This is a genomic window from Acinetobacter sp. TW_SC_4, from assembly GCF_054861205.1.
Genome location: NZ_CM142174.1, coordinates 561,610 through 586,183, shown reverse-complemented (window position 1 = coordinate 586,183; position 24,574 = coordinate 561,610). Strand labels below are relative to the sequence as shown.

At 43.1% G+C, this 24,574-nt stretch carries 23 protein-coding genes, 1 tRNA gene and 2 pseudogenes; 14 read left to right on the top strand and 12 right to left on the bottom strand.

What is annotated here, in order from left to right; genetic code table 11:
• Positions 1-36: 36 nt before the first annotated feature.
• Positions 37-1,017 carry a phenylalanine--tRNA ligase subunit alpha gene (gene pheS / locus ACWM1W_RS02820; protein ID WP_005233932.1) on the bottom strand — a complete coding sequence of 327 codons (981 nt, stop codon included), beginning with the start codon at positions 1,015-1,017 and terminating at the stop codon, positions 37-39.
• A 160-nt stretch (positions 1,018-1,177) separates the two neighbouring features.
• On the opposite strand from pheS, the gene ACWM1W_RS02815 reads away from it, so the two are divergent.
• On the top strand, positions 1,178-2,206 hold the full coding sequence (locus ACWM1W_RS02815) for a hypothetical protein (protein WP_375726037.1): 1,029 nt from the start codon (positions 1,178-1,180) through the stop codon (positions 2,204-2,206).
• A gap of 157 nt (positions 2,207-2,363) precedes the next feature.
• Here the strand turns inward: ACWM1W_RS02815 and rplT are convergent, their stop codons facing one another.
• Positions 2,364-2,723 carry a 50S ribosomal protein L20 gene (gene rplT, locus ACWM1W_RS02810; protein WP_004647525.1) on the bottom strand — a complete coding sequence of 120 codons (360 nt, stop codon included), beginning with the start codon at positions 2,721-2,723 and terminating at the stop codon, positions 2,364-2,366.
• Between the two features lie 11 nt (positions 2,724-2,734).
• Positions 2,735-2,929 (bottom strand): 50S ribosomal protein L35, encoded by a 195-nt coding sequence (rpmI, locus tag ACWM1W_RS02805; protein WP_004278281.1) that lies wholly within the window; start codon positions 2,927-2,929, stop codon positions 2,735-2,737.
• A gap of 230 nt (positions 2,930-3,159) precedes the next feature.
• Between rpmI and ACWM1W_RS02800 the strand changes: the two genes are divergently transcribed.
• The gene (locus tag ACWM1W_RS02800; protein WP_448765250.1) at positions 3,160-4,413 is read left to right on the top strand and encodes an MFS transporter; all 1,254 of its coding nucleotides are present in this window, start codon (positions 3,160-3,162) and stop codon (positions 4,411-4,413) included.
• A 91-nt stretch (positions 4,414-4,504) separates the two neighbouring features.
• Here ACWM1W_RS02800 and ACWM1W_RS02795 read toward each other — a convergent pair whose 3' ends face one another.
• The 3 genes from ACWM1W_RS02795 to ACWM1W_RS02785 form a co-directional block, all read right to left on the bottom strand.
• Positions 4,505-4,927, bottom strand: a complete 423-nt coding sequence (locus tag ACWM1W_RS02795; protein ID WP_104425758.1) for a YqaA family protein — start codon at positions 4,925-4,927, stop codon at positions 4,505-4,507.
• Positions 4,928-4,934: 7 nt separating this feature from the next.
• Complete coding sequence (locus ACWM1W_RS02790; RefSeq protein ID WP_159123055.1) at positions 4,935-5,225, bottom strand: hypothetical protein; 291 nt, start codon at positions 5,223-5,225, stop codon at positions 4,935-4,937.
• Positions 5,226-5,297: 72 nt separating this feature from the next.
• Positions 5,298-5,918: a glutathione S-transferase N-terminal domain-containing protein gene (locus ACWM1W_RS02785; protein WP_004783581.1), complete on the bottom strand. Its 621-nt coding sequence runs from the start codon at positions 5,916-5,918 to the stop codon at positions 5,298-5,300.
• Between the two features lie 310 nt (positions 5,919-6,228).
• Between ACWM1W_RS02785 and ACWM1W_RS02780 the strand changes: the two genes are divergently transcribed.
• The 3 genes from ACWM1W_RS02780 to ACWM1W_RS02770 all read left to right on the top strand — a co-directional run bounded on the left by ACWM1W_RS02780 (position 6,229) and on the right by ACWM1W_RS02770 (position 7,966).
• On the top strand, positions 6,229-6,693 hold the full coding sequence (locus ACWM1W_RS02780; RefSeq protein ID WP_004783582.1) for an Hsp20 family protein: 465 nt from the start codon (positions 6,229-6,231) through the stop codon (positions 6,691-6,693).
• A gap of 99 nt (positions 6,694-6,792) precedes the next feature.
• Positions 6,793-7,344, top strand: a complete 552-nt coding sequence (locus tag ACWM1W_RS02775) for a hypothetical protein (RefSeq protein ID WP_375726039.1) — start codon at positions 6,793-6,795, stop codon at positions 7,342-7,344.
• Between the two features lie 262 nt (positions 7,345-7,606).
• Positions 7,607-7,966 carry an SPFH domain-containing protein gene (locus tag ACWM1W_RS02770; protein WP_373687226.1) on the top strand — a complete coding sequence of 120 codons (360 nt, stop codon included), beginning with the start codon at positions 7,607-7,609 and terminating at the stop codon, positions 7,964-7,966.
• 61 nt (positions 7,967-8,027) lie between these two features.
• On the opposite strand, the gene infC is transcribed toward ACWM1W_RS02770, so the two are convergent.
• The 4 genes and pseudogenes from infC to ACWM1W_RS02750 form a co-directional block, all read right to left on the bottom strand.
• On the bottom strand, positions 8,028-8,576 hold the full coding sequence (gene infC / locus ACWM1W_RS02765) for a translation initiation factor IF-3 (protein WP_081402664.1): 549 nt from the start codon (positions 8,574-8,576) through the stop codon (positions 8,028-8,030).
• 5 nt (positions 8,577-8,581) lie between these two features.
• Positions 8,582-10,504: a threonine--tRNA ligase gene (gene thrS / locus ACWM1W_RS02760; protein WP_004783592.1), complete on the bottom strand. Its 1,923-nt coding sequence runs from the start codon at positions 10,502-10,504 to the stop codon at positions 8,582-8,584.
• Between the two features lie 228 nt (positions 10,505-10,732).
• The gene (locus ACWM1W_RS02755; protein WP_375726040.1) at positions 10,733-11,902 is read right to left on the bottom strand and encodes an alanine racemase; all 1,170 of its coding nucleotides are present in this window, start codon (positions 11,900-11,902) and stop codon (positions 10,733-10,735) included.
• Positions 11,903-11,914: 12 nt separating this feature from the next.
• Positions 11,915-13,131 (bottom strand): annotated as a pseudogene (locus tag ACWM1W_RS02750) (D-arabinono-1,4-lactone oxidase).
• A gap of 307 nt (positions 13,132-13,438) precedes the next feature.
• On the opposite strand from ACWM1W_RS02750, the gene ACWM1W_RS02745 reads away from it, so the two are divergent.
• Complete coding sequence (locus ACWM1W_RS02745; RefSeq protein ID WP_375726041.1) at positions 13,439-15,082, top strand: acyl-CoA synthetase; 1,644 nt, start codon at positions 13,439-13,441, stop codon at positions 15,080-15,082.
• Between the two features lie 278 nt (positions 15,083-15,360).
• Here ACWM1W_RS02745 and ACWM1W_RS02740 read toward each other — a convergent pair.
• A tRNA-Leu gene (locus tag ACWM1W_RS02740) sits at positions 15,361-15,447 on the bottom strand.
• Between the two features lie 167 nt (positions 15,448-15,614).
• Between ACWM1W_RS02740 and queA the strand changes: the two genes are divergently transcribed.
• The 8 genes and pseudogenes from queA to secF all read left to right on the top strand — a co-directional run bounded on the left by queA (position 15,615) and on the right by secF (position 23,868).
• Positions 15,615-16,649, top strand: coding sequence for a tRNA preQ1(34) S-adenosylmethionine ribosyltransferase-isomerase QueA (gene queA / locus ACWM1W_RS02735; RefSeq protein ID WP_375726042.1), 1,035 nt, complete (start codon positions 15,615-15,617; stop codon positions 16,647-16,649).
• An 18-nt stretch (positions 16,650-16,667) separates the two neighbouring features.
• Positions 16,668-17,693 (top strand): hypothetical protein, encoded by a 1,026-nt coding sequence (locus ACWM1W_RS02730; RefSeq protein WP_375726043.1) that lies wholly within the window; start codon positions 16,668-16,670, stop codon positions 17,691-17,693.
• A gap of 25 nt (positions 17,694-17,718) precedes the next feature.
• Positions 17,719-18,288: a LemA family protein gene (locus ACWM1W_RS02725; RefSeq protein ID WP_034170837.1), complete on the top strand. Its 570-nt coding sequence runs from the start codon at positions 17,719-17,721 to the stop codon at positions 18,286-18,288.
• A 110-nt stretch (positions 18,289-18,398) separates the two neighbouring features.
• A pseudogene (locus ACWM1W_RS02720) lies at positions 18,399-19,252 on the top strand (DUF4303 domain-containing protein).
• Positions 19,253-19,374: 122 nt separating this feature from the next.
• Complete coding sequence (gene tgt / locus ACWM1W_RS02715) at positions 19,375-20,505, top strand: tRNA guanosine(34) transglycosylase Tgt (RefSeq protein WP_375726044.1); 1,131 nt, start codon at positions 19,375-19,377, stop codon at positions 20,503-20,505.
• Between the two features lie 100 nt (positions 20,506-20,605).
• A complete protein-coding gene (gene yajC / locus ACWM1W_RS02710) occupies positions 20,606-20,935 on the top strand; it encodes a preprotein translocase subunit YajC (protein WP_004783613.1) in 330 nt (109 codons plus the stop codon).
• 52 nt (positions 20,936-20,987) lie between these two features.
• Positions 20,988-22,886, top strand: coding sequence for a protein translocase subunit SecD (gene secD, locus ACWM1W_RS02705; protein ID WP_034170839.1), 1,899 nt, complete (start codon positions 20,988-20,990; stop codon positions 22,884-22,886).
• 7 nt (positions 22,887-22,893) lie between these two features.
• Entirely contained in the window at positions 22,894-23,868 is a 975-nt protein-coding gene (secF, locus tag ACWM1W_RS02700; protein WP_171248464.1) for a protein translocase subunit SecF, read from the top strand.
• A gap of 60 nt (positions 23,869-23,928) precedes the next feature.
• Here the strand turns inward: secF and ACWM1W_RS02695 are convergent, their stop codons facing one another.
• Entirely contained in the window at positions 23,929-24,573 is a 645-nt protein-coding gene (locus ACWM1W_RS02695; protein ID WP_375726045.1) for a hypothetical protein, read from the bottom strand.
• Position 24,574: the final 1 nt, after the last annotated feature.

Below are 24,574 nucleotides of genomic sequence, written 5' to 3'. Positions count from 1 at the left end.
TCCTTTTAGGAGAGGTCAGGGAGAGGTTTAAATCCTTTAAGCAAACTGGCGTAAGAAACGCACATCGTTTTGATAGAACATACGCAGGTCATTAATGCCATAACGCAACATTGCAAAACGTTCTACACCTAAACCAAATGCAAAGCCTTTGTATTTGTCGGGATCAATGCCCGCAGCGCGAAGTACATTTGGATGCACCATACCGCAACCTAAAACTTCTAACCACTTGCCACGTTCATCCATAATATCCACTTCAGCACTTGGCTCAGTGAACGGGAAATAAGACGGACGGAAACGTACTTTCAAATCTTTTTCGAAGAATTCATTCAGCAGGTTAACCAATAAACCTTTCAATTCAGCGAAGCTGGTATTTTCAGCAACGTATAGGCCTTCGATCTGATGGAACATTGGTGAATGCGTCTGGTCAGAGTCACAACGATATACACGGCCTGGACACACAATACGGATTGGTGGCTGCTGGGTTTCCATGGTACGAATCTGCACACCTGAAGTATGCGTACGCAATAAATGGTTTACATCAAAGTAGAAAGTGTCGTGCATGGCACGTGCAGGGTGATGGCCCGGAATATTCAATGCTTCGAAGTTGTGATAGTCATCTTCAACTTCTGGACCAGTCGCTACTGTAAAACCTGCTTTGGTAAAGAATTGACAGATACGTTCTTGTACTTGGGTCACTGGGTGGATGCTGCCCACCTGTTGGCCACGACCGGGCAAGGTAATATCAATTGTTTCACTAGCAAGCTTTTGCTCTAGTGCAGCTTTCTGCAGTTCAGCCTGACGTTGTGTCAAAGCACCCGTGATAGCTTCACGAACTGCATGAATTTGTGCCCCAAACGCTTTACGTTGTTCAGGATCCATTTTCCCCAGCGACTTAGATTGTTCCGCGAGCTGGCTTTTTTTCCCCGTAAATTGCACTCGTACTTGATCAAGTGCAGCAAGGTCTTGAGCTGCTGCAATCGCAGCGAGCGCTTCAGTGGTCAGGGCTTCCAGTGACATAGTAACTCTCAAAGCAACAGGTTAGAAATATTTTTAAAAAACCCCATATTCTAACAGTTTTTAGGCGAGTTGATGAAGTGCGCTTTTAATGAAAATTAGAATAGCATCATGAATTATAAAAAGTATAAGATAAACATAATATCAATCAGATCAAATCACTATGGCACTCGATCAAATTTGGAAACAGCAACTGACCCTCGTCACTTATGGCAATGAGTTTTTAACTCAGGATCTCAGTTTCAGCCGCTGGCTGAATCACTCCATTTTTAATCAGTACCATTTAACTTTTCGTGATCTGATTTCCCAGCATTTACTGGCACAGCACTTTCAAATCTGGCTTGAAGGCCTGAAAAAACAAGGTGTTCGTAGGATCAGCCTGCATTCTTCACACTTGCTGGAAGATGAAAATAATCCTAATGCCAATGTCGAACTGGTTCCTTTGGCTCATGTGATTATCAGTCATCATGCTCAAGGTAAAACCGCCTGGATGATCGGTAAGGAGCTGGCTGAATGGTATACCGCTGATAATGATTATGAAGCACCAGAAGCCCAGCAGTCGCCTTTACGTCATGAAGTATTCTGGCGTTATGAACTGAACAGTAAACTGGCTAAAAGAATTGATGCTGATCTGGTACAACCAAACTGGGATGATATTCATACCTATACTGAACATGAATTATTTGAACACCATTTAGCTCAAGGATTCACTGAGCCTGCTTATACTGGATTGCCTTACTATGGTACTACCCCAACGATTCAGTCTCACTCAGAAAATCCGAGTCATCTTGCTTTAATCCCAACGGATTATTCATCTGATTATGCTCATCAGACCTTGTATCGTCTGGATGCATTAAGTGATTTTATCCAGACAAAGATTCAACACCCTTATAACGATGATGGTCAGGTACTGAATCCGGAGCAGCAATTAAACCTGCGCCACTTTGCACAAAAAATCGATGAAATCAGTGCCAAGTTCATTGTGAAAGTGGCCAATCATTATAAAACTGCACAACTCACTCCTAAAGTGGCGCCTGATCCTTTTGCAGGCATGAATACTGAAGATCGCGCAGTCAAAGTCTCCAAAGCTGAACGACCACAAAGTCACCATAAAACCGGTGCTTCAAGTGTGATCAAACTGATTCTGATCACGATTGTGATCTGTTTGATTGGCTACTATTTCGGGCTTTAATAAAATATATTGTCTATAAATAATCACTTTGGCTTGGTGGAGACTTAATCTCCACCAAATCAATAAATAAATGATTTAAAAAATCAAAGATCCCACTGATTTTATTTAAGCATAAAAAAGACCGCTAAAAGCGGTCTTTTTTCTAAGTCATAAAGACTTATGCAGCCAACGCATCTTTAGCTTTAGAAGCTAGAGCTGCAAACGCAACTGCGTCATGCATAGCGATGTCAGCAAGTACGCGACGGTCGATGATAACCTGAGCTTTTTTCAAGCCAGCGATCATACGGCTGTACGATAAACCGTTTTGACGTGCACCAGCGTTGATACGCGCAATCCATAGAGCACGGAATTGACGTTTCTTCTGACGACGGTCACGGTAAGCGTATTGACCAGCTTTGATTACCGCTTGGAACGCTACGCGGTAAACGCGTGAACGAGCACCATAGTAACCTTTAGCGCGAGCAAGAATTTTTTTGTGACGGCGATGAGCCTGTACACCACGTTTTACACGAGCCATTTATAATCTCCTTAGATGTACGGGCACATACGACGAACTGAAGCAACGTCACTTACGTGAACCATTACACAGCCGCGCAATTGACGAATACGCTTAGCAGATTTTTTGGTCAAAATGTGGCGTTTGAACGCTTGTTTACGCTTAAAACCGTTAGCAGTCGCTTTGAAGCGTTTAGCTGCACCACGGCGAGTTTTCATCTTAGGCATAACAACCTCTTTTGAACACCTGTTCGGCACGTCTGCACCATTGCAAGAACGCCCTGCAGGTAAGGGAGCCGATATTCTAATGCATCTTTGCTTAAAACAAAAGCACTAGTCTTTTTTTCTTGATGAATCTGCAAACTTAGCATTTTTTACGATAAGAATTGAATGATGAATTTATATACTGCTTGCGATATCACTTTATAATTCGTCAATTTTTTCAGTTGCAGCTCTTTATGCACATTCAGCCCGATGCGTTTGCCGCACTCCGTTATCGAGACTTTTCTATTGTCACCTTAAATCAGTTTTGCCTGACTTTAGCCATTCTGATTCAGGAAATTATTGTTGCCTATTCTCTATATCAGATTACCAAAGACCCGCTGACCTTAGGACTAATTGGTCTGGCAGAAGCGATTCCTTTTATTTCCCTTTCTTTATGGGGTGGATATGTCGCGGATCGCTTTAATAAGCAGACCATTATGAAAATCTGTTTATTTTTCGCCATTCCGATGCCGCTCATTCTCTGGTCACTGTTTCATTATCACGGCTTGGGAAAGCTCAGCACCAGTCAATTATCTTGGGGAATTTATGCCGTCATTTTCTGTCTGGGTACCATTCGTGGCTTTTATAATCCTTCAGCAACTTCACTGAAACCTTTTCTGATTCCACGTGCACTCTATGCCAATGGTGCAACCTGGACCACTATTGGCTGGCAAAGTGGGGTAATCATCGGGCCGATGCTGGGTGGTTTTATGCTGGCGTTTTTGGGTCGGGAAACCAGTCTTCTAACTGTCGCAGTACTGGTCAGCATCTGTTTTGTTCTGATTAACTTATTGCAAAAGCGCGATTTTCCTAAAATTGAAACTGAAAATATCCTGCATAGTCTGGGTGATGGTTTCCGTTTTATCTGGAACAGCAAAATTGTACTGTGGTCGATTTCCCTAGATTTGGTTTCGGTACTGTTTGGTAGGGTGATTGCCCTCTTACCGATTTTTGCAGAGGATATTTTAAAGGTTGGTCCTGAAGGTTTGGGGTATTTACGGGCTGCCCCTTCAATTGGCGCACTGATAACCATGATTGCCCTGACCCGTTTTCCGCCTACGCAACATGCCTGGCGTAATATGCTGCTTGCAGTCGCAGGATTCGGAGTCTTTACCCTGCTATTCGCCTTTTCTAACTCGATGTGGCTATCTCTGTTTGCTCTTGCCATGACCGGCGCCTGTGACAGTATTTCTGTAGTGATTCGCCAGACGATTTTACAGATTTACCCACCCGATAATATGCGTGGCCGGGTTGCTGCAGTAAACGGCATGTTTGTCTCATCTAGTAATGAACTGGGTGCTTTTGAGTCCGGTCTGGCTGCGAAATATATGGGCACAATTATGGCTACAGTGTTTGGTGGCAGCATGACCCTACTGGTGGTGTCCATCAGCTGGGCAAGAACCAAGGATCTGTTTGGAATTGATATTACCAAAGGAACTGAAAAATAATTTTTAGTTCTGATGTGCGTAGGATTTTCAATCAGGAAAATATTGTGCACTAATGATGAATACAAATAAAAAGAGGCTTTACGCCTCTTTTTTAAAACATCGCATACGCCCAATAGACAAACAAATAACGTCCAATTTTGGCAATACTGACTATCAAAATAAAACGGGCAAAATTTTCCTTGAGCAAGCCAGCAATTAACGTAATTGGATCGCCAATAATCGGCACCCAGCTCAGCAATAATGACCAATAGCCGTATTTCTGATAGGTACTTTGGGCTTTAAGCATCTGCTGCTCAGAGACTGGAAACCATTTTTTATGTTTATATTGCTCAATCTTAAACCCCAGATACCAGTTCACACAGGAACCCAAGATATTTCCAGCACTTGCGATCATGATGAGCAAGGCCGCCGAATAGCTCCCTTGCCATAATAAACCCAGCAAAACCGCTTCCGACTGCAGCGGTAATAAAGTGGCTGCACCAAAAGCGGCAAGAAAGAGCAGAAACAGGGACATCCCGAGACTAACGGCTTAAACCCAGTTTTTTCTTGGCTTTAAGATATTCCCAATTCGCCCAGACTATAGCCATAACCATGACCAAAATACGTGACCATTGATATTTCTGGGTGATCGGCTCAAGAGCTGTATTTAAAATCTGACGATCTTTGGTATTCAAGGCACTGATCACCTGATCCACATGCACAATTTCAGCAACGAACAGCAGCAGACAAGCTGCGATACCGAAAATAATACTCCAGTAAATTCGAGGATTCGTTTCCACGATTTTAGTAAAGTTCAGGAAAAAATCTTTCATATACTCACCCAATAAAAAACCACCCAAAGGTGGTTTAATCTACTTTTATCTAGTTTAGCACAAAGGCCAGACTTATCTGACCTGTATTGCTAACGCTCTTTGCACCGCTGGACGCGCAGTCAGGCGTGTCACATATTCCTGTACTTCCGGATAATCTGCCAGATCAATTTGCTGCCATTCATGACGTAACACCCATGGCAAAATAGCCATATCCGCAATCGAATACTCACCGGCTACATATTTTTGACCAATCAGCTGTTTGTTCAGAACCCCGTATAGACGCTTGGTTTCATTAACATAACGATCAGTAGCATATGGGATACGCTCAGGAGCAAAACGGCTAAAGTGATGATTTTGCCCCAGCATTGGACCCAAGCCACCCATTTGCCACATTAGCCATTGCTCAACTTCAACACGTTGCTGCTCATCATCCGGATAAAACAGGCCGGTTTTACGACCCAAATATTGCAGAATCGCGCCAGATTCAAAGACTGAAATCGGTTCACCACGCGGGCCATCCTGATCCACAATCGCAGGAATTTTGTTATTTGGAGAGATACGTAAAAAATCAGGTTGAAACTGGTCATTTTCCAGAATATTGATCGGGAAAATTTTATACTCCAAGCCCATTTCTTCTAATGCGATGGTAATTTTATGGCCATTGGGCGTTCCCCAATAATAGAGATCAATCATGTTATTACCTGTTACCTTTTCGTTTTTACATGACATTATTGAAATTTGATCTAGTTATAGCATGATTTAAAGCCTTACTTCCGCATATTTTGTTATAGATTCAGCAGTAAAATCGCTAAATTCAAAGCATTATTTTTAGCTCAAGATGGGTTCAAATATTTTTAAATCTTGAGGCTTGAAAAGCTTCGCCTCAATCCTATATTAGAAATAGAGCAATGATCTATTCAGGAGATTGTTTCTAATCACTGAGTTCATATTGAAGAATTGCATGTTGTTTAAAAAACTTTTCTGAGATCAGGAGGTAAGATCAATGAGCAATTTCAGTCTTAGCCCACTATTCCGTCGTAGTATCGGTTTTGACCGCTTTAATGACCTTTTTGATTATGCAATGCAAAGTGAGGCACCGAACTATCCACATTACAACATTGAAAAAACCGGCGACAACAATTACCGCATTGTGGTTTCTGCTGCCGGATTCAATGAAGACCAGCTAGAGATCAATCTGGAAAATCAGGTTCTGACCATTAGCGGTAAAGCGGTGGAAGAAAATTCAGATACTACTGTAGAATTCCTACATAAAGGTATCGCGCACCGTTCATTCAAATTGTCTTTAAGACTGGATGAACATGTAGAGGTACAACAAGCTGAATTTGAAAATGGTTTATTGAAAATCGAATTGCAGCGCAATGTGCCAGAAGAAAAATTGCCTCGTCAGATTCCGATTGGCAAAAAACTGTTAGCTGAAAAAAATGAATCTAACGAGCAGCAAAGCTAATCACCTGCCAAAAGAAAGACCCGAATGGGTCTTTCTTTTTTAGGACAGAATCCTTAAGCTTGAAAGTGTTCAATTTTCACTCATTATAAAAATAATAATATGAGCACATCAGATATTATTCTGTTTCATCAAAGTGCCCAGACGATGAAACATATGGGACTTCTCCTTCTTTGCTATCCCATTGGAATTTTGATGACCTTATACCTTCATACTCCAGATCCTCCTTCCAGTTTTGTTCGAGGATTGATATTTTTATGGCAGGAGTCTCCAAGCTTTTATGGCTATATGCTAGGTTTCCTGATGCTATCGCTCTTGGTATATAGCATTAAACTAAAAATCACCTCGCGGACAATTTATTACACTTTGGCAGGATACCAGATCAGTCTGTGTTTATATCGTGAAACCGTCCATTACAGCTTTATCAATCCCCAATATGATTCAATTAAGGCACGTACCAAACGCTGGCTAACCAGACTTCCCGCTCATCAAATTAATCAGCGAGATGGCACGCTCGATTTTATTCTTTGTCAGTCCAGTTGGCGCGACCGGCTCTGTTTAAGATTATTCCGGATTCATTTATCGATGTTTTCTCGTCAGCAAGCTAAGGAAATTATTCAAGCCATGTACAGTGCTTGGAATTTAAGATCATAAAGGCTGATTCAAAAACACTTTTAATTATATGGGTTAAGCTGAAAGAAATTTATCTCATCAGATTTCAAAGGATAAAAGCAGTTATTAAAAAAATGGTGTTCTGGTTAGCACTTTCCCCTATCACTACATATATTTGATTTACATAAAATTTCGGCTATGCTTTTTCTGAAACAGAATAAAACATTCAATAAATACCATAGATAAGAAAATCTGCCGTAGGTGCACTATGAATTATGTCCGTCGCAACGCCCTGAGTCCTTTCATGCTATTGAGCTTGCTGTTCTTTTTATTGATTGTTATTTTACTGCTATTGTTTGGCTGGCCACATTATAAAGTTTGGAAACAAGGCATGGATGGTCAGGCAGCATTGGCTGAAGCAGAACAATCCAAAATGATTCAAGTGCAAGTTGCAAAAGCGGAACTGGAAAGTGCCAAACTGCGTGCAGAAGCCATTAAACTCGTTGGGCAGGCAGCTAAAGATTATCCTGAATATCGCAAGCAGGAATTTATTGGTGCATTTGGTGAAGCCCTACGAGAAGGTCGTATTCAACAAATAATTTATGTACCCACTGAGGCCAATATTCCGATTGTAGAAGCAGGAAAATCCTACCCTGCTCAATAAAAGATTAAGTTACCTCATAAAAAAGCCCTGCAAATACAGGGCTTTTTTCATCAAGAGATGCTTACTTTTTCTTTTTAGGACCAAGCAGCATACCCATTTGACGACCTTCCATTTTTGGTGCTTGTTCAACTACACCATATTCAACTACGTCTGCTTCAACTTTTTGCAGTTGAGCCAGACCCAGTTGCTGGTGAGCCATTTCACGACCACGGAAACGCAGGGTAATTTTTACCTTGTTTCCTTCTTCAAGGAATTTGATGATTGCACGTAGTTTTACGTTGTAATCACCTACATCTGTCGCAGGACGTAGCTTGATTTCTTTCACCTGGACTTGATGCTGTTTTTTCTTCGCTTCTTTCTGCTTTTGTTTCAGATCAAACAAATGCTTGTTGAAGTCCATGATTTTGCAGACAGGTGGCTCAGCATTGGCTACGATCTCAACAAGATCAAGATCGGCAGCTTCAGCTGCGCGCAATGCTTCTGCAAGGTTAACAATACCTTTTTGCTCACCATTTTCGTCTACAAGACGGACTTCTTTTGCACGAATTTCATCATTCAAGGCAGGACGGTTTGATTTTCCGCCCTGTTGATTACGGTCAGGCTGTTTAATCGCTGTTACTCCACAATGTACCGGCCGCGTTCGGCTACGGCTGCTTTTACTAAGTCAACGAAAGCGTCGATTGACATAGTACCCAAATTTTTTCCTGAGCGGGTACGGACATTCACCGTACCTTCCTCTACCTCACGGTCCCCAAGTACCAATAAGTAAGGAATACGCTCTAAAGTACGTTCACGAATCTTAAAGCCGATTTTCTCATTTCTCAAGTCAGAAATTGCACGAATTCCGTTTTCTTTAAGTTTCGCGACGACTGACTCACAAGCCTCGGCTTGAGCATCAGTAATATTCATTACACACGCTTGCACTGGTGATAACCAAGGTGGCATAAAGCCCGCGTAGTGCTCAATCAGTATACCAATAAAACGTTCGAAACTGCCAAGAATTGCACGATGCAACATTACAGGCTGATCACGATCGTTATCTTCAGTGACATAAGAGGCATCCAGACGTTCTGGAAGGTTGAAGTCACATTGAATGGTACCGCACTGCCAGATTCGGCCTAAGCAGTCTTTCAATGAGAATTCGATCTTCGGACCGTAGAATGCACCTTCACCTGGTTGTAAATCCCAATCCAGGCCAGCAGCATCTAAAGCATCTGCCAAAGATTTTTCTGCCATATCCCAAAGTGCATCATCACCCACACGTTTTTCAGGACGTGTCGACAACTTCATTTGTACTTCTTCGAAGCCAAAATCTTTGTATACGTCTAGTGTCAATTTGATAAAGTCTGCAACTTCAGTACCGATTTGTTCTTTGGTACAGAAAATATGAGCATCATCTTGGGTAAAACCACGTACACGCATAATGCCATGTAAAGAACCTGACGGCTCGTTACGGTGACATGAACCAAACTCCGCTAAACGGATTGGAAGATCACGGTAAGATTTTAAGCCTTGGTTGAACACTTGCACATGACAAGGACAGTTCATCGGTTTCACGGCATAGTTACGGTTCTCTGAATGAGTCGTAAACATGTTTTCAGCATAGTTCGCTGCGTGACCTGATTTTTCCCAAAGCGTGAAATCCACCACTTGTGGTGTACGGATTTCAAGGTAACCATTTTCTTGCTGAACTTTACGCATGTATTGTTCAAGCACTTGATAAATGGTCCAGCCGTTCGGATGCCAGAACACCATACCTGGTGCTTCTTCCTGCATATGAAACAGGTCTAAGGCTTTACCAATTTTACGGTGATCGCGTTTTTCAGCTTCTTCAATACGTTTGATATAAGCTGCGAGCTGTTTCTTGTCAGCCCAAGCTGTACCATAGATCCGTTGCAGCTGTTCGTTTTTCGCATCACCGCGCCAATAAGCACCAGAGATTTTAGTCAGCTTGAATGATTTTAAGAATTTGGTATTTGGTACGTGCGGACCACGGCACATATCCAGATAGTCCTGATGGTAGTACAGGCCCATTTGAGTTTCTTCAGGCATGTCTGCGATCAGGCGCAATTTGTATTCTTCGCCACGTGCAGTGAATTCTGCAATCACTTCGTCACGCGGGGTCATTTTTTTCACGACATCATAGTCCTGATCGATGAGCTTTTTCATACGCTCTTCAATCGCAGCCATGTCATCTAAAGTAAATGGACGTGGCATCCAGATGTCATAGTAGAAACCTTCTTCAATGACTGGACCAATGACCATCTTTGCTTCTGGGAACAATTGCTTAACGGCATGACCTACCAAGTGTGCGCAAGAGTGACGAATAATTTCGACACCTTCTTCATCTTTAGGCGTGATGATTTGTAAGGTTGCGTCTTCAGTAATCAGATCGCACGCGTCCACTAGACGATCGTTTACACGACCTGCAACAGTATTTTTTGCTAGACCAGGACCGATGCTTTGAGCAACTTCCATCACAGATACGGCGTGATCAAACTGTTTTTGATCGCCATTTGGCAAAGTGATAATTGGCATATGAAATCCTTAAGGAGTGATGCCCCGTACCATGGAGCATGTCACCGCGAGATTATGATCGAGGGAGAACCTCAAAAGATAAAAACGGTGGATAAATAAAAAAATCGCCTAGAATTTTACACGGCTTGGGCCAATGATTAAACCTTTTCCCTAATAAAAATAGGATTTATCACCAAAAAGTTCTTTTGAGCTGCAATGAGTTAAGCTGATTATTCGCTCAAGAATTATTTATTCTCTCAAGGTTTGCCACGCTTCAAATTGCCCTTCAGCATAGACATATAATTGAGAAAACTGGGGAATGATGACTTCACTTTGGGTCGGCCTTAAAAACACGTAATCATCGACTTTCAGTTCACAAGATTTCGGTACCAGAACCATTTCCTGATTGCTACTACGTCCATATAAAACATGCGGCTGGCTTTTTTCTGGAAAATAATAGTCCGCCTGCCAGTAACCACCATAAACGAATAGCGCTTTATAATGATGCGGTAGATGATTAAATACTTCCAGACCAGGAATCTGGCTATAAGGCAGCACTTTTAAAATTGGTGTGGCAATCCACAAGGCACATTTTAAAGCAGAGAGATTGGCCAGATCAAAATCACTGGGTTTAAGTAGCATGGAACCAAAAGCTAGATCATTACAGACACTCTGCTGGCAATGCTGCATAAAGGTCGGACCGCCGCCATCATTAAAACATAGATTTTCATGCCATAAACCAGGAAATTGCTGTTGCAGCGTTAGCTTGAATTGTTGATAAATCTGCTGTGATTGCTGATAACTTTTTTCAGGTCTTTTGAGAATTTTTGGCAGTTTGGCTACATGCGCATCGTAGCCCATTAATCCGGAAAATTTTAGATACAGAGGATGCTGCTGAATCAGCTTGAGTGGGGCTACAAACTGTTCCTGACTGCTTACTCCTCCACGATGTAGGCCTACATCAATTTCAATATTCACATTCAGGCAGAGATTCAGACTTTGCGCGAGTTGCAGATACTGCTCCAAGCGTGCTTGACTATCGATCAGCCATTGAATATTTACTTGAGGATTTAAGCCCTTTTGACTAAACAGGCTTTGATAAAAGCGCTGCGCTGCATGAACCGGCATTGGCTTACCGAGCAAAATGTCCGCTTGCTGAAATGCTCCGATAATTTCCCGAAGATGTGGCAGATGAAATACCGTAAAACATTGGGTATTCAGCTTTTCACTAGCGAATTGAAGCAACTTGGTACTGGCTAGAGATTTCACCACCAGACGTGGCTTTAACTGCACAGGGAGCTTCGACTGCACAACATCCAGATTATGTTGATACTGAGCCAAATCCAGAATCAGTTGTGGTGTACCCGTACCCTGCTGTTTTAGGTCTTGAGTCAGTTGCTGAAAATAAGTTGGTCGCATCTTCTACTCCTGTTACTTAACCAGAAACAGTTTTTTTAAGTAGGGATTCAGCCATTTTTTTGCGGATCCAGCTGCTGACGTAGCGCCATAAATTCATCCCATCTTGGATATAAGTCGCGCAGTGATGCGGCATGCATGCTATGCAATTTTCCCCAATGTGGTCGCCCCTGATATTTCTGAAAAATTGGTTCCACTAGATTAAAAATGACGTGATAATCCCGCTTATAAAACTGATGGATAGAAATTGAAACTGAATCCCGCTGATAAAATGGACTGAGCCAAATGTCATCCGCTTTGACATAACGAAACTCGATCGGAAAGAGCATCGGCACACGATGCTGCCTTAAACAATGCAGCACTTCTTCCAGACACTGCAAGCCTAGTTCGACAGGAATCTGGTATTCCATTTCATTAAATCGGGTATTGCGCGGTGTAGGGAAAATCTGACTGGACCAATCCACAAAACAGGTCGGTTGGACAAAAACACCGAGCAGCTTTTGCAGATAAGGATTTTTAGACGACAATAACCGTGTCAATTCAGAACATGACATCAGTAAACTGTCTTCTGATGGCCAGCTTTCTTTTCTCGGCTGAAGGACTTCATCCGTTTCATCTAGTATTTTCAGCATGACCTGATCAGCATGCAGGAAAGCCCAAAACTCAATATGCCGATGCTGATGTTTCCATTGATCGATATTGGAAAATATGTCTTTTAACGAACATAACCAGATCTGTTCTTTTAATTTATAACGCGGCCGATTTTGCAGGTTAATTTTAGTGAGTATTCCGAGACTGCCCAGTGCCACCCGCCCCGCCTGAAAAATTTCCGTATTTTGCTGCTTATTACATTACAATAATTCGCCATCTGCAGTCAGTAACTCAAAGCCTTGAACGAAAGCAGATAGACACGGTAAATCAATTCCCGTGCCATGTGTACCGGTCGAGATTGCACCCGCCAGACTTTGCTGATCGATATCCCCTTGGTTGATCAAAGCCTGATTAAGAGGAACCAGATATTCACCCAGTTCATATAGATGCGTACCTGCCTGTACAGTACATTGAGCTGTCGCTTCATTTGCATCTATCACGCCTTTGAAATGATCCAGACGAATCAATACCTCATCGGTTTTGGCTAGCGCACTGAATGAATGTCCTGCACCCACCACACGAATCTGCGCATGTGACTTCACCAGAGTTTGTAATTCATTGATTTCTTTAGGCTCGAAAATTTGAGGAGAACTTTACTGGCTTCCCGACCAGTTGCGCCATTTTGCATTCGCCTGTTGTATTTTCATTATTATTCCTTGGCTAAGGCTATTTTTAACACCCTTTTAGAGTAAAATACCTAAAAAGGCAAATATGGGAACCCATAGGTTCAAAAAAATCAGTGCTTAAAGATAATTTTATTAATATTCAATTATTTAAATTTTTAAAATTATGCATTCGCACTCGACTAAAGCATAACTGCAAGACTTCCAAGAATTGCATATCTTTTTTAACAGGATATGAAAAATAAATATAGAACGGAGTTTTACAATGCTTAAGGCATACGATGAATTACCGCGCACCCCTGCCAATTTTGTAGCGCTGTCACCTTTACGCTATCTCGATCGCGCGGCTTATATCTATCCGAATCAAAACGCGATCATTCATGGTAAGCGTCGTATTACTTGGCGTGAAAAATACAATCGTTGCCGTCAGTTTGCCCACCAACTCCAAAATTTAGGCATCGGTAAAAATGATACCGTTTCAGTTTTATTGCCAAACGTACCTGCAATGATTGAAGCACACTTTGCTGTGCCAATGGCGGGTGCGGTCCTGAATACTTTAAATACCCGTCTGGATGCCAAAACTTTGGCGTTCATGCTGGAACATGCTGAGACTAAAGTACTGCTGGTCGATCCAGAATTTTCTGCAGTTGCAACAGAAGCGTTGGCATTGGTTCCACAGCAAGACATTTATGTGATTGACGTGGCTGATGAGGAATTCGAGGGGGAAGACACCCGTATCGGCCAAATTGAATATGAAGACTGGTTGGCTCAAGGCGATACCAATTTTGAATGGCATTTACCGGATGATGAATGGAATGCGATTAGCCTGAACTATACTTCTGGAACCACAGGCAACCCGAAAGGCGTGGTTTACCATCACCGTGGCGCCTATATTAATGCAGCCAGTAATATCATTGCTTGTGGCATGATGCCGCGTGCCACTTACTTATGGACCTTACCGCTGTTCCACTGTAATGGCTGGTGTTTTGCCTGGACCATGGCAGCCAATGGTGGTACGAACGTCTGCTTACGCAAGGTTGATCCGGAACTGATCTTTAAACTCATTGCTGAACATAAAGTGGATTATTTCTGCGGTGCACCAATTGTACTGTCTATGCTGATCAATACTCCTGAAGAGAAAAAGACCAAGTTTGATCATCGTGTCGAAGTGATGGTAGCCGGTGCTGCACCTCCTGCTGCAATCATTGAGGGCATGCGCAATATCGGTATCAATGTGACTCACGTCTATGGTCTAACTGAGACCTACGGCCCTTCTGCGCTCTGTGCGTCTCAGGCAGGCTGGTCAGACCTGTCGATTCAGGAACAGGCACAACTGCATTCTCGTCAAGGTGTACCATATCCGCTGCAAGATGGCATGAAAGTACTTGATCCTGACACCATGCAGGAAGTGCCACATGATGGTCAGACCATGGGTGAAATCATGTTCCGTGGCAACATCGTCATGAAAGGTTATTTAAAGAATCCGGAAGCAACTGCAGAAGCCTTTGCTGGTGGCTGGTTCCATACTGGCGATCTGGCAGTATGCCAACCTGATGGTTATGCAAAAATTACCGACCGCTCTAAGGACGTGATTATTTCAGGTGGTGAAAACATTTCATCGCTGGAAGTGGAAGAAGTGCTCTATCAGCATCCTGCTATTCTCACGGCAGCCGTGGTGGCAAAACCAGATCCACGCTGGCAGGAAGTACCATGTGCCTTTGTCGAACTGAAAGCAGGACAAACTGCTACAGCAGAAGAGATTATCGAATTCTGCAAGCAACATCTGGCGCGTTTTAAAGTACCTAAAGATGTAGTGATTACCGAGATTCCAAAAACCTCAACCGGGAAATTACAGAAATTTATCCTGCGTGACTGGGCTAAAGAACGCTCTCAAGGTGAATTTTCTTAATTTATTAAGACCCTAGCATCCAGCCCTACTCCTCAAATTTCTTTTTTAATATTGAGAAAGAAAAATTTGGTGAATGGGGCTTTTTTTATTCAGAATAAAGACAATTTATTTATTTAAATAACTGAATTTAAAGTGCTGATTAAGGTACTTATTCTGAGGGATGCCTTACCAAATTAAAGATAAAGAATGCGATCAATCAAAGAAGTTTTCATCCACATGCTTATTTTTAGGCAATAAAAAACCCCAAGACTTAATATGCTTGGGGTTTTTCAGAATCTTGGTCCCGAGGGTCGGACTCGAACCGACACGTCATCTCTGACAGCGGATTTTGAGTCCGCCGCGTCTACCAATTTCACCACCTCGGGAGTGGATGACGGCTATATTACTCTGTTTCAAAAACTTGTCAACGCAGAAAAAACACATTTGCCTAATTTTAAAACAATTCTTATTTTTTTGTTTTATAATCGAGCAATTCCCGCCATAAAAAAGAAAAAAGTTTATACTAGCCGCAGTTTTTTTATCGTAAATTGTCATGCAACTTTCTGATTTTAGTTTCGATCTCCCTGATGAGCTGATTGCTCGCTATCCTCTTGAACAACGTAGTGCTTCTCGCCTGTTACACCTTGATGCACAAGGCCAATATCACGATCACCAGTTCACCGATATTCTGGATTTATTGAATGAAGGCGATTTACTGGTTCTGAACGATACCAAAGTGATGAAAGCGCGCCTGAAAGGTAAACGTGCCTCTGGTGGTGCAGTTGAAGTACTGGTTGAGCGTATGATGGATCAGTTCATTGCGCATTGTCATATCAAGGCCAGCAACACACCCAAAGCCGGTGCAGAATTATTTATCGGTCCAGATGAAGTCAAAGTCACTGTTCAAGGCCGTCATGAAAATCTGTTTATTGTCGAATTTTCTCAGCCGATTTTAGATGTTCTAGACAAATACGGCGCACTGCCAATTCCCCCCTATTTCAATCGTGAAGCAGAAGAAATTGATACGGTTCGATATCAGACTGTCTTTAATGATCCAACTAAACTGGCCAGTGTTGCTGCTCCTACCGCTTCGCTGCATTTTGATGAAGAGTTGCTGAAAAAACTGGAAGAAAAAGGCATTCAGAAAACCTTTGTGACCTTACATGTCGGTGCAGGTACATTCCTGCCGGTTCGTACCAATGATATCGAAAATCACATCATGCACAGCGAATGGTGTCAGGTTTCGGATGAATCTATGGAGCTGATCAAAGCCACCAAAGCGCGCGGTAATAAAGTGATTGCTGTGGGTACGACCGCAACCCGTGCGACTGAAAGTGCGGCTCAGGCCAATGATGGTGAACTGAAAGGCTGGATCGGTGATACTCAAATTTTCATCTATCCGGGTTATGAGTTCAAAGTGGTGGATCGTCTAATCACCAACTTCCATTTACCGGAATCTACCCTGCTCATGCTGGTTTCGGCTTTATCTAACCGCGAAAACATCCTGAATGCTTACAAGCACGCGGTTGAAAGCAAATACCGCTTCTTCAGTTATGGCGATGCCATGCTGATTGATCAAGCGCAATAATCAGCAGGAACCCTCCCGATGCCGATCAAGTCTGTGCAGCATTCCATTCATATTCGACGTAAGAAAAATGAAGTTGTGTTTCGCAATATCGCCCGGCTCTGGGATTTGGGTCGTCAGGCCAAAAGCCATCAGGAATTATTGGATGGCTTTTGGCCTGACGACCCAATTAGCTTAAAATTTGAAAATAATTTACCGCTTGCTCTGGCCGGAATCGGACTCTTTCTGATTGGCTGCATTTTTGTAGCGCCTGCTAATATCTGGATGCAAATCGGTGTTTTCTTTGGATGCCTACTGGTATTCTGGGCTTATATCAGCTATGAACATCGAAAGCCACTGGATGAAGTCATTCGCTATCTGGAAGATGAGGCGCTTGCCAAAAAATACCAGCTGGCTTTTCAGAAGCAGCCACAACATATTTCAATTCCGCTCAATCCCGTACACTTTATTAGCCATTTAAAACGTCTGTTCCCGGTATTTAATCAAGGCTCTCTGAGTAATGAAATTTCACGCTATGCCAGCACTGTCTGGGAAGATGAAGATGGTCAACAACATCAAGTTCTGGTCTTTCAATATCATTATGTGCATGAAGTTCAGGTACGCAATAAGGAAGGTCAACCGGTCAAACTGACCCAGGTACATAAAGACCTTTGGGGGGTATTTGTTTTTGATGTTCAGATTCAGGGGCTAGCCGTGACTACCTCCAGAAAGAAATTTCATTATCCTTATGCTTATCCTTGGCACAGCAGCGACATTCGCACCAACCAGAAATTAAATTTCTTTGGCAGCGATCCGATGCAAATGGCGAAACTGCTCACGCCTGGTTTTGTACTTCGACTGGCGGACTTTTTTGAGCAGCGTCAGGGCGATTTACTGTTTCATCCAGAAAGCCATATGCTCTGCTATCTGGGACCACATGATTTATTTCAGGTATCCAGTAAACACGATAAAATTACCGATATTTCCACATTGCGTGGCCATCTCAGAACGTTTAAATTAATAGAGTTGGAAAAGTTACATACTGATCTGACACAATTTTTAAAATAATTATTTTTTTCTGGGGATTACTTTTATGGGATTTTTTGTTTTTGTCATTATCCCGCTTTTGGTCATTATTGCCATTATCATGATTCGTAACAGCATTGTGCGCCATCATAACTCCACTATTCGTGCATGGTCCGATGTCGCCAGTTATGAACGGCAAAAACTAAAAATCCTGGATGGTCTGCAACCTCTGGTTGAGCAATATTCCAGTTTTGAAAAAGGAACTTTAGAGAAAGTCACTGAACTGCGCCAGAACATTATGAGCCTGAATATTCAGGATGCCGATATTGCCCAGTTACAACGGGTTGAAAACCTGAATAAAGAACTGATGCGCAGCCTGAATGTGGTGATTGAAAACTACCCTGAACTGAAAGCAAATGAAATTTACCTGAAAATGATGAATGAAATTGAAGAACAGAATGAAAATGTCGGTGCTGCGATTACCATCTACAACCGCAATGTCGAACTCTTCAATAACCAGATCCAGATTTTCCCGCACAATATTATCAATAACATGTTCCTCAAAAAGAAAGCTGTACGCCCTTTCCGTGACCAGACCGTGAGTCAGAACTTTGACTATCGTCCAAATTTCCACTGAGAAAAATCATTACATTTTATAGTTTTTGATTTGCAATCCATTGGTTTATGATGAAAGAGTGAGAGATAAAGCAATACACTTATAAAACCCAATAAAAAGAATAAAAAATCATGCTGGATTATTTAGAACACTTGCAACAGATGCTGGTCAAGGACTTTTATCAGCTGTATGACCGCTATCAGGATGATGAAATCTATGCCTGTACTCTGGTCTTTGATGAATTTTTACTGCTGGATGATCTGGCGATTTCCACAGAACGTAGCATTTTTCAGGACCCTGAAGATCCACAGCAATATCTGGCCGAACGCGATCGCTGGAATGTACGAAAATGGCACTATAAAAGCCAAAGCTCTTCACAATCTGAACTCGTGCCTTTTAAAACTTTGCTGGCAGAGTATTTTAAAACCCAGCATAGTTTTGGCCATCCTGTCTTAGCCCAGCAAAAACAACTTTCTGCTACTCACTTGGATTTATTGCTAGAAACTTTTAAGCAAGCCAAACATCGACTTTCTGAAGCTTATGGTCTGGATCTAGATTCGATTATTTTTTCCTCGGCGTTCCGGCCCAACCCGAACGTGAATGCCAATCGGCACTTGAACTCAATTCTGACAGTCGCTTATTGCGGGACTTTTTAGCTTCCAGACAGACCCTGTCTCAATCGACAGTCAATAAGCGTTTAAAACTTTCGCAAAGTGACAAAGACATCCTGATCGACCTGGAACAAATGCTCACGATAGAGCCTTATGACTATTTGCAAGTAGCGCAGGATGCCTATTTACTGACGCTGGAATCTTATTTTATCGACAGCAATATCTATATCCAAAAACTGATCCAGCATATTGCTGCCATGGCGGCTGAACCCGATGGTAGCTGTGCCTTGAGCCGGGAAGAAATCATGCAGCGTTTACAGCAGTTTTCTGCAAATTCACCTCTTTCACCTGATATTTCCCCTATTCATCGATAAATAAAATTACAGAGTGAATTCTCTACAATGCTGGCGTTTAAGGTCAGAATCAAGGAAAATAGCGCCCTTTAATTCGCATTAGTAATCAGCGAACTGTTTTTTCGCCTTGATTTGGAACTCTTATGAAGTTTGAAAAATTAAGTCAGTCGGGTCGTGCCCGTCGTGGTCGTTTAACGCTTGAACATGGCGTAGTAGAGACACCCGTCTTTATGCCAGTTGGTACTTATGGCACCGTCAAAGGCATGTTGCCACGTGATGTGGAAGGCATTAAAGCACAGATTATCCTCGGTAATACTTTCCACTTGTACCTGCGCCCGGGTCTTGAAGTCATCAAGCAGCATGGTGGCCTGCACGGTTTCATGAAATGGGATAAACCGATTCTAACTGACTCAGGTGGCTTCCAAGTCTTCAGTCTGGGTGCAATGCGCAAAATTGAAGAAAAAGGCGTGACCTTCCGCTCCCCGATTGATGGTTCAAAAGTTTTCCTTTCACCTGAAATTTCGATGGAAATTCAGCATACGCTGAACTCCGATATCGTGATGATTTTTGATGAATGTACGCCTTATCCAGCGACCCATGAAGAAGCGCAAAAATCTTTGCAGCTGTCTTTACGCTGGGCTGAGCGCTGCAAGAAACATCATCATGATGAACTCAACAATAAAAATGCCCTGTTCGGGATTATTCAGGGCGGGATGTATGAAGACCTGCGCGATGAATCCTTAAAAGGCCTGCTTGAGATTGACTTCGACGGTTATGCGATTGGCGGTCTGTCTGTTGGTGAGCCGAAAGAAGAGATGATCAAGGTGCTGGATTATCTTCCGAACAAAATGCCGGAAAATAAACCGCGCTACCTGATGGGTGTCGGCAAACCGGAAGATATCGTTGAAGGTATCCGCCGTGGTGTAGACATGTTCGACTGCGTCATGCCAACCCGAAATGCACGTAACGGTCATTATTTCGTGACCGATGGTCTGGTGCGTATCCGTAACAGCCAATATCGTCATGATCAAAGTCCACTTGATCTACATTGCGATTGCTATACCTGTCAGAACTTTACCCGCGCCTATCTGTTCCATTTAGAGAAATGTGGAGAAATGCTGGGTTCTATGCTCGGTACCATCCATAACCTGCGTTATTACCAGCGTTTTACCGAAGATATCCGCAACGCGCTGGATAACGGAACTTTTGATGAATTTGTTCAGGACTTTTACGCTCGTCGTGGCCTGGAAGTTCCACCTTGTCCACAAGATTAATCTTTCAGCATTTGCGCTGAGGAAAAAGACAGGGTAAATTGCAAGAATATGTCAATTTATTATCAAGTTGATCACCAGTTTTTTATTTTAGGAAAATGAAATGAGCCTATTTATTTCGACTGCTCACGCTGCAGGTGAAGCTGCACAACAACCGAGCTTGATGGCTAACCTTTTGATGATTGCGGTTTTTGTTGCAATCTTCTATTTCTTGATCTGGCGCCCTCAATCAAAACGTGCCAAAGAGCACCGTGCTCTGGTTGACAGCCTTGGCGTAGGCAGCGAAGTCGTTTTTGCAGGCGGCTTAATGGGCAAAATCACTAAAATTGAAGGTGATTTCGCAGTCGTTGAGTTGAGCCGCGGTGTAGAAGTCAAAGTTCAACGTGCGAGTGTGATCTCAGTTCTGCCTGAAGGCACTTTAAATAACATTTAATCAAAATTAGTCGTGCTCCCCGCACGACTTTTTCATTTTAAGAAGAAAACGAATGCGTTACCCAGCATGGAAATATGTGCTGATCCTGGTTGTCCTGGTGGTCAGTACTTTATATGCCCTGCCAAGTTTGTATCCAGATGAACCTGCTGTACAGATTTCGGGTGCCAAAGCCGGTACTCAGATTGACGCAGGCATCGTACAAAAAGCAGAGCAGATTTTAACAACTGAAAATATTGCAACTCACGACAATAGCTTTAGTAATAACGCTGCTTTATTACGTGTAGATTCAAGTGAATCACAGCTGAAAGCCAAAGAGGCTTTACGCCGTGGTTTAGGTGATGAATACGTCGTAGCACTTAACCTTGCTCCAACCACCCCAGAATGGCTACAGAAAATTGGTGCCAAGCCAATGAAACTGGGTCTGGACTTACGTGGTGGTGTTCACTTCCTGCTCGAAGTGGATATGGACAAGGCGATTGCACAGCGCATGGACACCTCTGCAACTGACCTGCGTCGCCAGCTGCGTGATAACAACTTGAAATTCAACAGTCTGAATTTAAGCAATAACACCATTGTTGTGCAGTTTGCCAATAATGATGATCGTGCTGCTGTCATGGATTTTTTGCGCCGTAATGGCAATGAATTCAATCAGCAGGCAGTGGCGACTGAAACCGGTTCGACTTTACGCCTCAACTATACCGATACGCGTAAGCAGGAAATCGAATCTTATGCGGTGAACCAGAACTTAACCACTTTACGTAACCGTATTAACGAGTTAGGTGTGGCTGAAGCACTGGTACAAACCCAAGGCAGCAACCGTATTGTGGTTGAACTACCGGGTGTACAGGATACTGCTGAAGCAAAACGTGTCTTGGGTCGTACGGCGAACCTGGAATTCCGTCTAGTGTCTGATCTGAATGATCAATACATCGATCCTTATACTGGTCAATTAAGTGGTACAGCTCCAGCAGGTACTCAGGCATTTGCTTATAAATCTCTGGACAGTGGTCGTCAGTTATTGCTGAACCGTAACCGTATTTTGACCGGTGAACGTGTACAAAATGCATCTTCTGGCTTTAGTCAGGATACTGGCGGTGCTGAAGTTAATATTACTTTGGACAGCGCTGGCGGTAAATTGATGGCAGATGCCACACGTAATGCCGTAGGCAAACGTATGGCGGTACTGTTCATCGAGAACAAGCAAAAGATCAGCTACGTAGAAGACCCGGCAACAGGTGCACAAACTGAAGTGCGTACACCATATACCGAATCTGTGGTCATTAACGCTGCAACTATTCAGGCAGTATTGGGTTCTCAATTCCGTATTACCGGTCTGGACTCACCTCAGGAAGCTTCTGAGCTTGCCTTGATGTTACGTGCCGGTGCTCTGGCTGCGCCAATGTACTTTGTTGAAGAACGTGTGATTGGTCCAAGTCTGGGTCAGGAAAATATTGATAAAGGCGTATTGTCGACTCAAATCGGTTTCATCTTAGTTGCAATATGGATGGTAGTATTCTTCCGTCTATTCGGTGTCATTGCCAACTTCGCACTGGTCATTAACCTGGCAATGATTCTGACTGTCATGTCATGGATTGGTGCTTCCCTCACCCTGCCGGGTATTGCCGGTATCGTAATTACCATCGGTATGGCGGTCGATGCCAACGTATTGATCTGTGAGCGGATACGGGAAGAAATGAAATGGGGCGCCTCGCCGAAACAGGCAATTGTGGCCGGTTATGATCGGGCCTATAACACCATTTTCGATTCGAACTTAACTACCTTCTTGGTAGCGTTCATTCTGTTCGCAATTGGTACCGGTCCGATCAAAGGCTTTGCTGTCACCCTGATGATTGGTATTGTCTGCTCAATGTTTACGGCGATTACCGTAACCCGTGCGATCGTACAGATCATCTATGGCAAAAAACGTAACTTGAAAAAGTTGAGCATTTAGGAGATCGATGATGACTGAAAATACTCAACTGAATCAGAAACAATACGGTCGCCCTGAAGATGAACGTATCATTCCGTTTATGAAGATTGCATTGCCTGCAGCAGTGTTCTCTATCATCCTGACGGTTGCCAGCATCTTCTTTATTGCGACCAAAGGCTTGAACCTCGGTCTGGACTTTACCGGTGGTGTATCAGCAGAGCTGAACTATACCAATCCAGTAAAACCAGATGATGTGACTCAGGCACTCAGCAAAGCTGGCTTTGATGATGCGGTCGTGCAAACGCTGGGCTCGGAACGTGACCTGATGGTACGTATGCCGGTTCAGGAAGATATTGAAGCAGAAGACCTTACCAAAGCCGTTACTGCAGCAGTTCAGCTGCCAGGCAATGCGGCTCAGGTACCTAAGGTCGATGTAGTCGGTGGACAGGTCGGTAACGAGCTGTATGTGCGTTCTGCGGGTGCAGTTGCCCTTGCCCTCTTGTTGATGCTGGTCTATGTCACCATCCGCTTTGAGTTCAAACTGGCGATGGGTGCGGTACTGTCATTGTTCCACGATATCGTCGTGACGATTGGTATCTTTGCCATGATGCAGTGGCCGTTTGACCTTACTGTTTTGGCAGCCGTACTGGCGATCATCGGTTTCTCACTCAACGATAACATCGTGGTCTCTGACCGTATTCGTGAGAACTTCCGTAAGATCCGGGGTGCCGAACCTGTTGAAATTATCAATATTGCCTTGACTGAAACCTTACGCCGTACCATTCATACTTCTATGACTTTATTACTGGTTGTAGTGGCCATGATGATCATGGGCGGTGCTGGCCTGAAATGGTTCTCGATTGCGATGTTTGTAGGTGTCTTCGTCGGTACCTATTCTTCGATCTATATCGGTACAGCCTTCGCCCTGTGGCGCGGTCTGAATCGTCAGGACTTTATTGTTCAGGTGAAACCAGAGTTTGAAGACGAAAATCAGCTTCCATAAGCTGCCCGTTTTCAATTTCACTATTCAGCCCATCTTATGATGGGCTGAATTATTTCTATCTTAAGAAAATTGCTGCGGAGGCACGATGGCAATGACAGGATGGATTTTAGCTACATCAGATTTCTGGAAACTGACCTTGCGGCTTTCATCCAGACTTTGGATCTGATAGCTGTCTTGGCTTTCCGAAATCAGCTCCACAATGAGTTGCAGTCCATTAATTAAATAAAGACAAATCAAGCCAGATGGCTGTAAATCAGCTTGGTCATCACAGACCAACCACCAGCCTGCTTTTAGGCTCGGAAAATAATACTTTCCTGTGACCTGAATGGCATAATGCTGAGGTTCCAATTTCAACCAAGATACAAGATTTTCTGCCGAATCTATAACTTTCATTTTAAAGGCTTGCTGCTCAACAACCTGCATCTGGAACAAAGTCATTTTTACAGGATTCGGTGCTACTTCAATGACAGGTGCTTCAGCACGATCCAATATTAAACTTTCTAAGCCCAGTTGCTGTTCAAGTTCTCGTGCAGCCTTTTCTCCAATCTGGCGCTTACTGTTCAATAGCTGGGTAATATAGGCTGCAGACAGACCAAAATGCTCGCAAATCTCTTTGCCATTTTTAAACTGCTGGCTATCAATCAACTGATCAATCACTTTGGCCAGATTATTTCGTCTCAGTTCAAATATTTCCGTGGCACTCATG

Coding starts and splice junctions, on each gene's coding strand:
- pheS (WP_005233932.1), bottom strand. CDS start 1,017: ATGTCACTGGAAGCCCTGACCACTGAAGCGCTCGCTGCGATTGCAGCA.
- ACWM1W_RS02815 (WP_375726037.1), top strand. CDS start 1,178: ATGGCACTCGATCAAATTTGGAAACAGCAACTGACCCTCGTCACTTAT.
- rplT (WP_004647525.1), bottom strand. CDS start 2,723: ATGGCTCGTGTAAAACGTGGTGTACAGGCTCATCGCCGTCACAAAAAA.
- rpmI (WP_004278281.1), bottom strand. CDS start 2,929: ATGCCTAAGATGAAAACTCGCCGTGGTGCAGCTAAACGCTTCAAAGCG.
- ACWM1W_RS02800 (WP_448765250.1), top strand. CDS start 3,160: ATGCACATTCAGCCCGATGCGTTTGCCGCACTCCGTTATCGAGACTTT.
- ACWM1W_RS02795 (WP_104425758.1), bottom strand. CDS start 4,927: ATGTCCCTGTTTCTGCTCTTTCTTGCCGCTTTTGGTGCAGCCACTTTA.
- ACWM1W_RS02790 (WP_159123055.1), bottom strand. CDS start 5,225: ATGAAAGATTTTTTCCTGAACTTTACTAAAATCGTGGAAACGAATCCT.
- ACWM1W_RS02785 (WP_004783581.1), bottom strand. CDS start 5,918: ATGATTGATCTCTATTATTGGGGAACGCCCAATGGCCATAAAATTACC.
- ACWM1W_RS02780 (WP_004783582.1), top strand. CDS start 6,229: ATGAGCAATTTCAGTCTTAGCCCACTATTCCGTCGTAGTATCGGTTTT.
- ACWM1W_RS02775 (WP_375726039.1), top strand. CDS start 6,793: ATGAGCACATCAGATATTATTCTGTTTCATCAAAGTGCCCAGACGATG.
- ACWM1W_RS02770 (WP_373687226.1), top strand. CDS start 7,607: ATGCTATTGAGCTTGCTGTTCTTTTTATTGATTGTTATTTTACTGCTA.
- thrS (WP_004783592.1), bottom strand. CDS start 10,504: ATGCCAATTATCACTTTGCCAAATGGCGATCAAAAACAGTTTGATCAC.
- ACWM1W_RS02755 (WP_375726040.1), bottom strand. CDS start 11,902: ATGCGACCAACTTATTTTCAGCAACTGACTCAAGACCTAAAACAGCAG.
- ACWM1W_RS02745 (WP_375726041.1), top strand. CDS start 13,439: ATGCTTAAGGCATACGATGAATTACCGCGCACCCCTGCCAATTTTGTA.
- queA (WP_375726042.1), top strand. CDS start 15,615: ATGCAACTTTCTGATTTTAGTTTCGATCTCCCTGATGAGCTGATTGCT.
- ACWM1W_RS02730 (WP_375726043.1), top strand. CDS start 16,668: ATGCCGATCAAGTCTGTGCAGCATTCCATTCATATTCGACGTAAGAAA.
- ACWM1W_RS02725 (WP_034170837.1), top strand. CDS start 17,719: ATGGGATTTTTTGTTTTTGTCATTATCCCGCTTTTGGTCATTATTGCC.
- tgt (WP_375726044.1), top strand. CDS start 19,375: ATGAAGTTTGAAAAATTAAGTCAGTCGGGTCGTGCCCGTCGTGGTCGT.
- yajC (WP_004783613.1), top strand. CDS start 20,606: ATGAGCCTATTTATTTCGACTGCTCACGCTGCAGGTGAAGCTGCACAA.
- secD (WP_034170839.1), top strand. CDS start 20,988: ATGCGTTACCCAGCATGGAAATATGTGCTGATCCTGGTTGTCCTGGTG.
- secF (WP_171248464.1), top strand. CDS start 22,894: ATGATGACTGAAAATACTCAACTGAATCAGAAACAATACGGTCGCCCT.
- ACWM1W_RS02695 (WP_375726045.1), bottom strand. CDS start 24,573: ATGAGTGCCACGGAAATATTTGAACTGAGACGAAATAATCTGGCCAAA.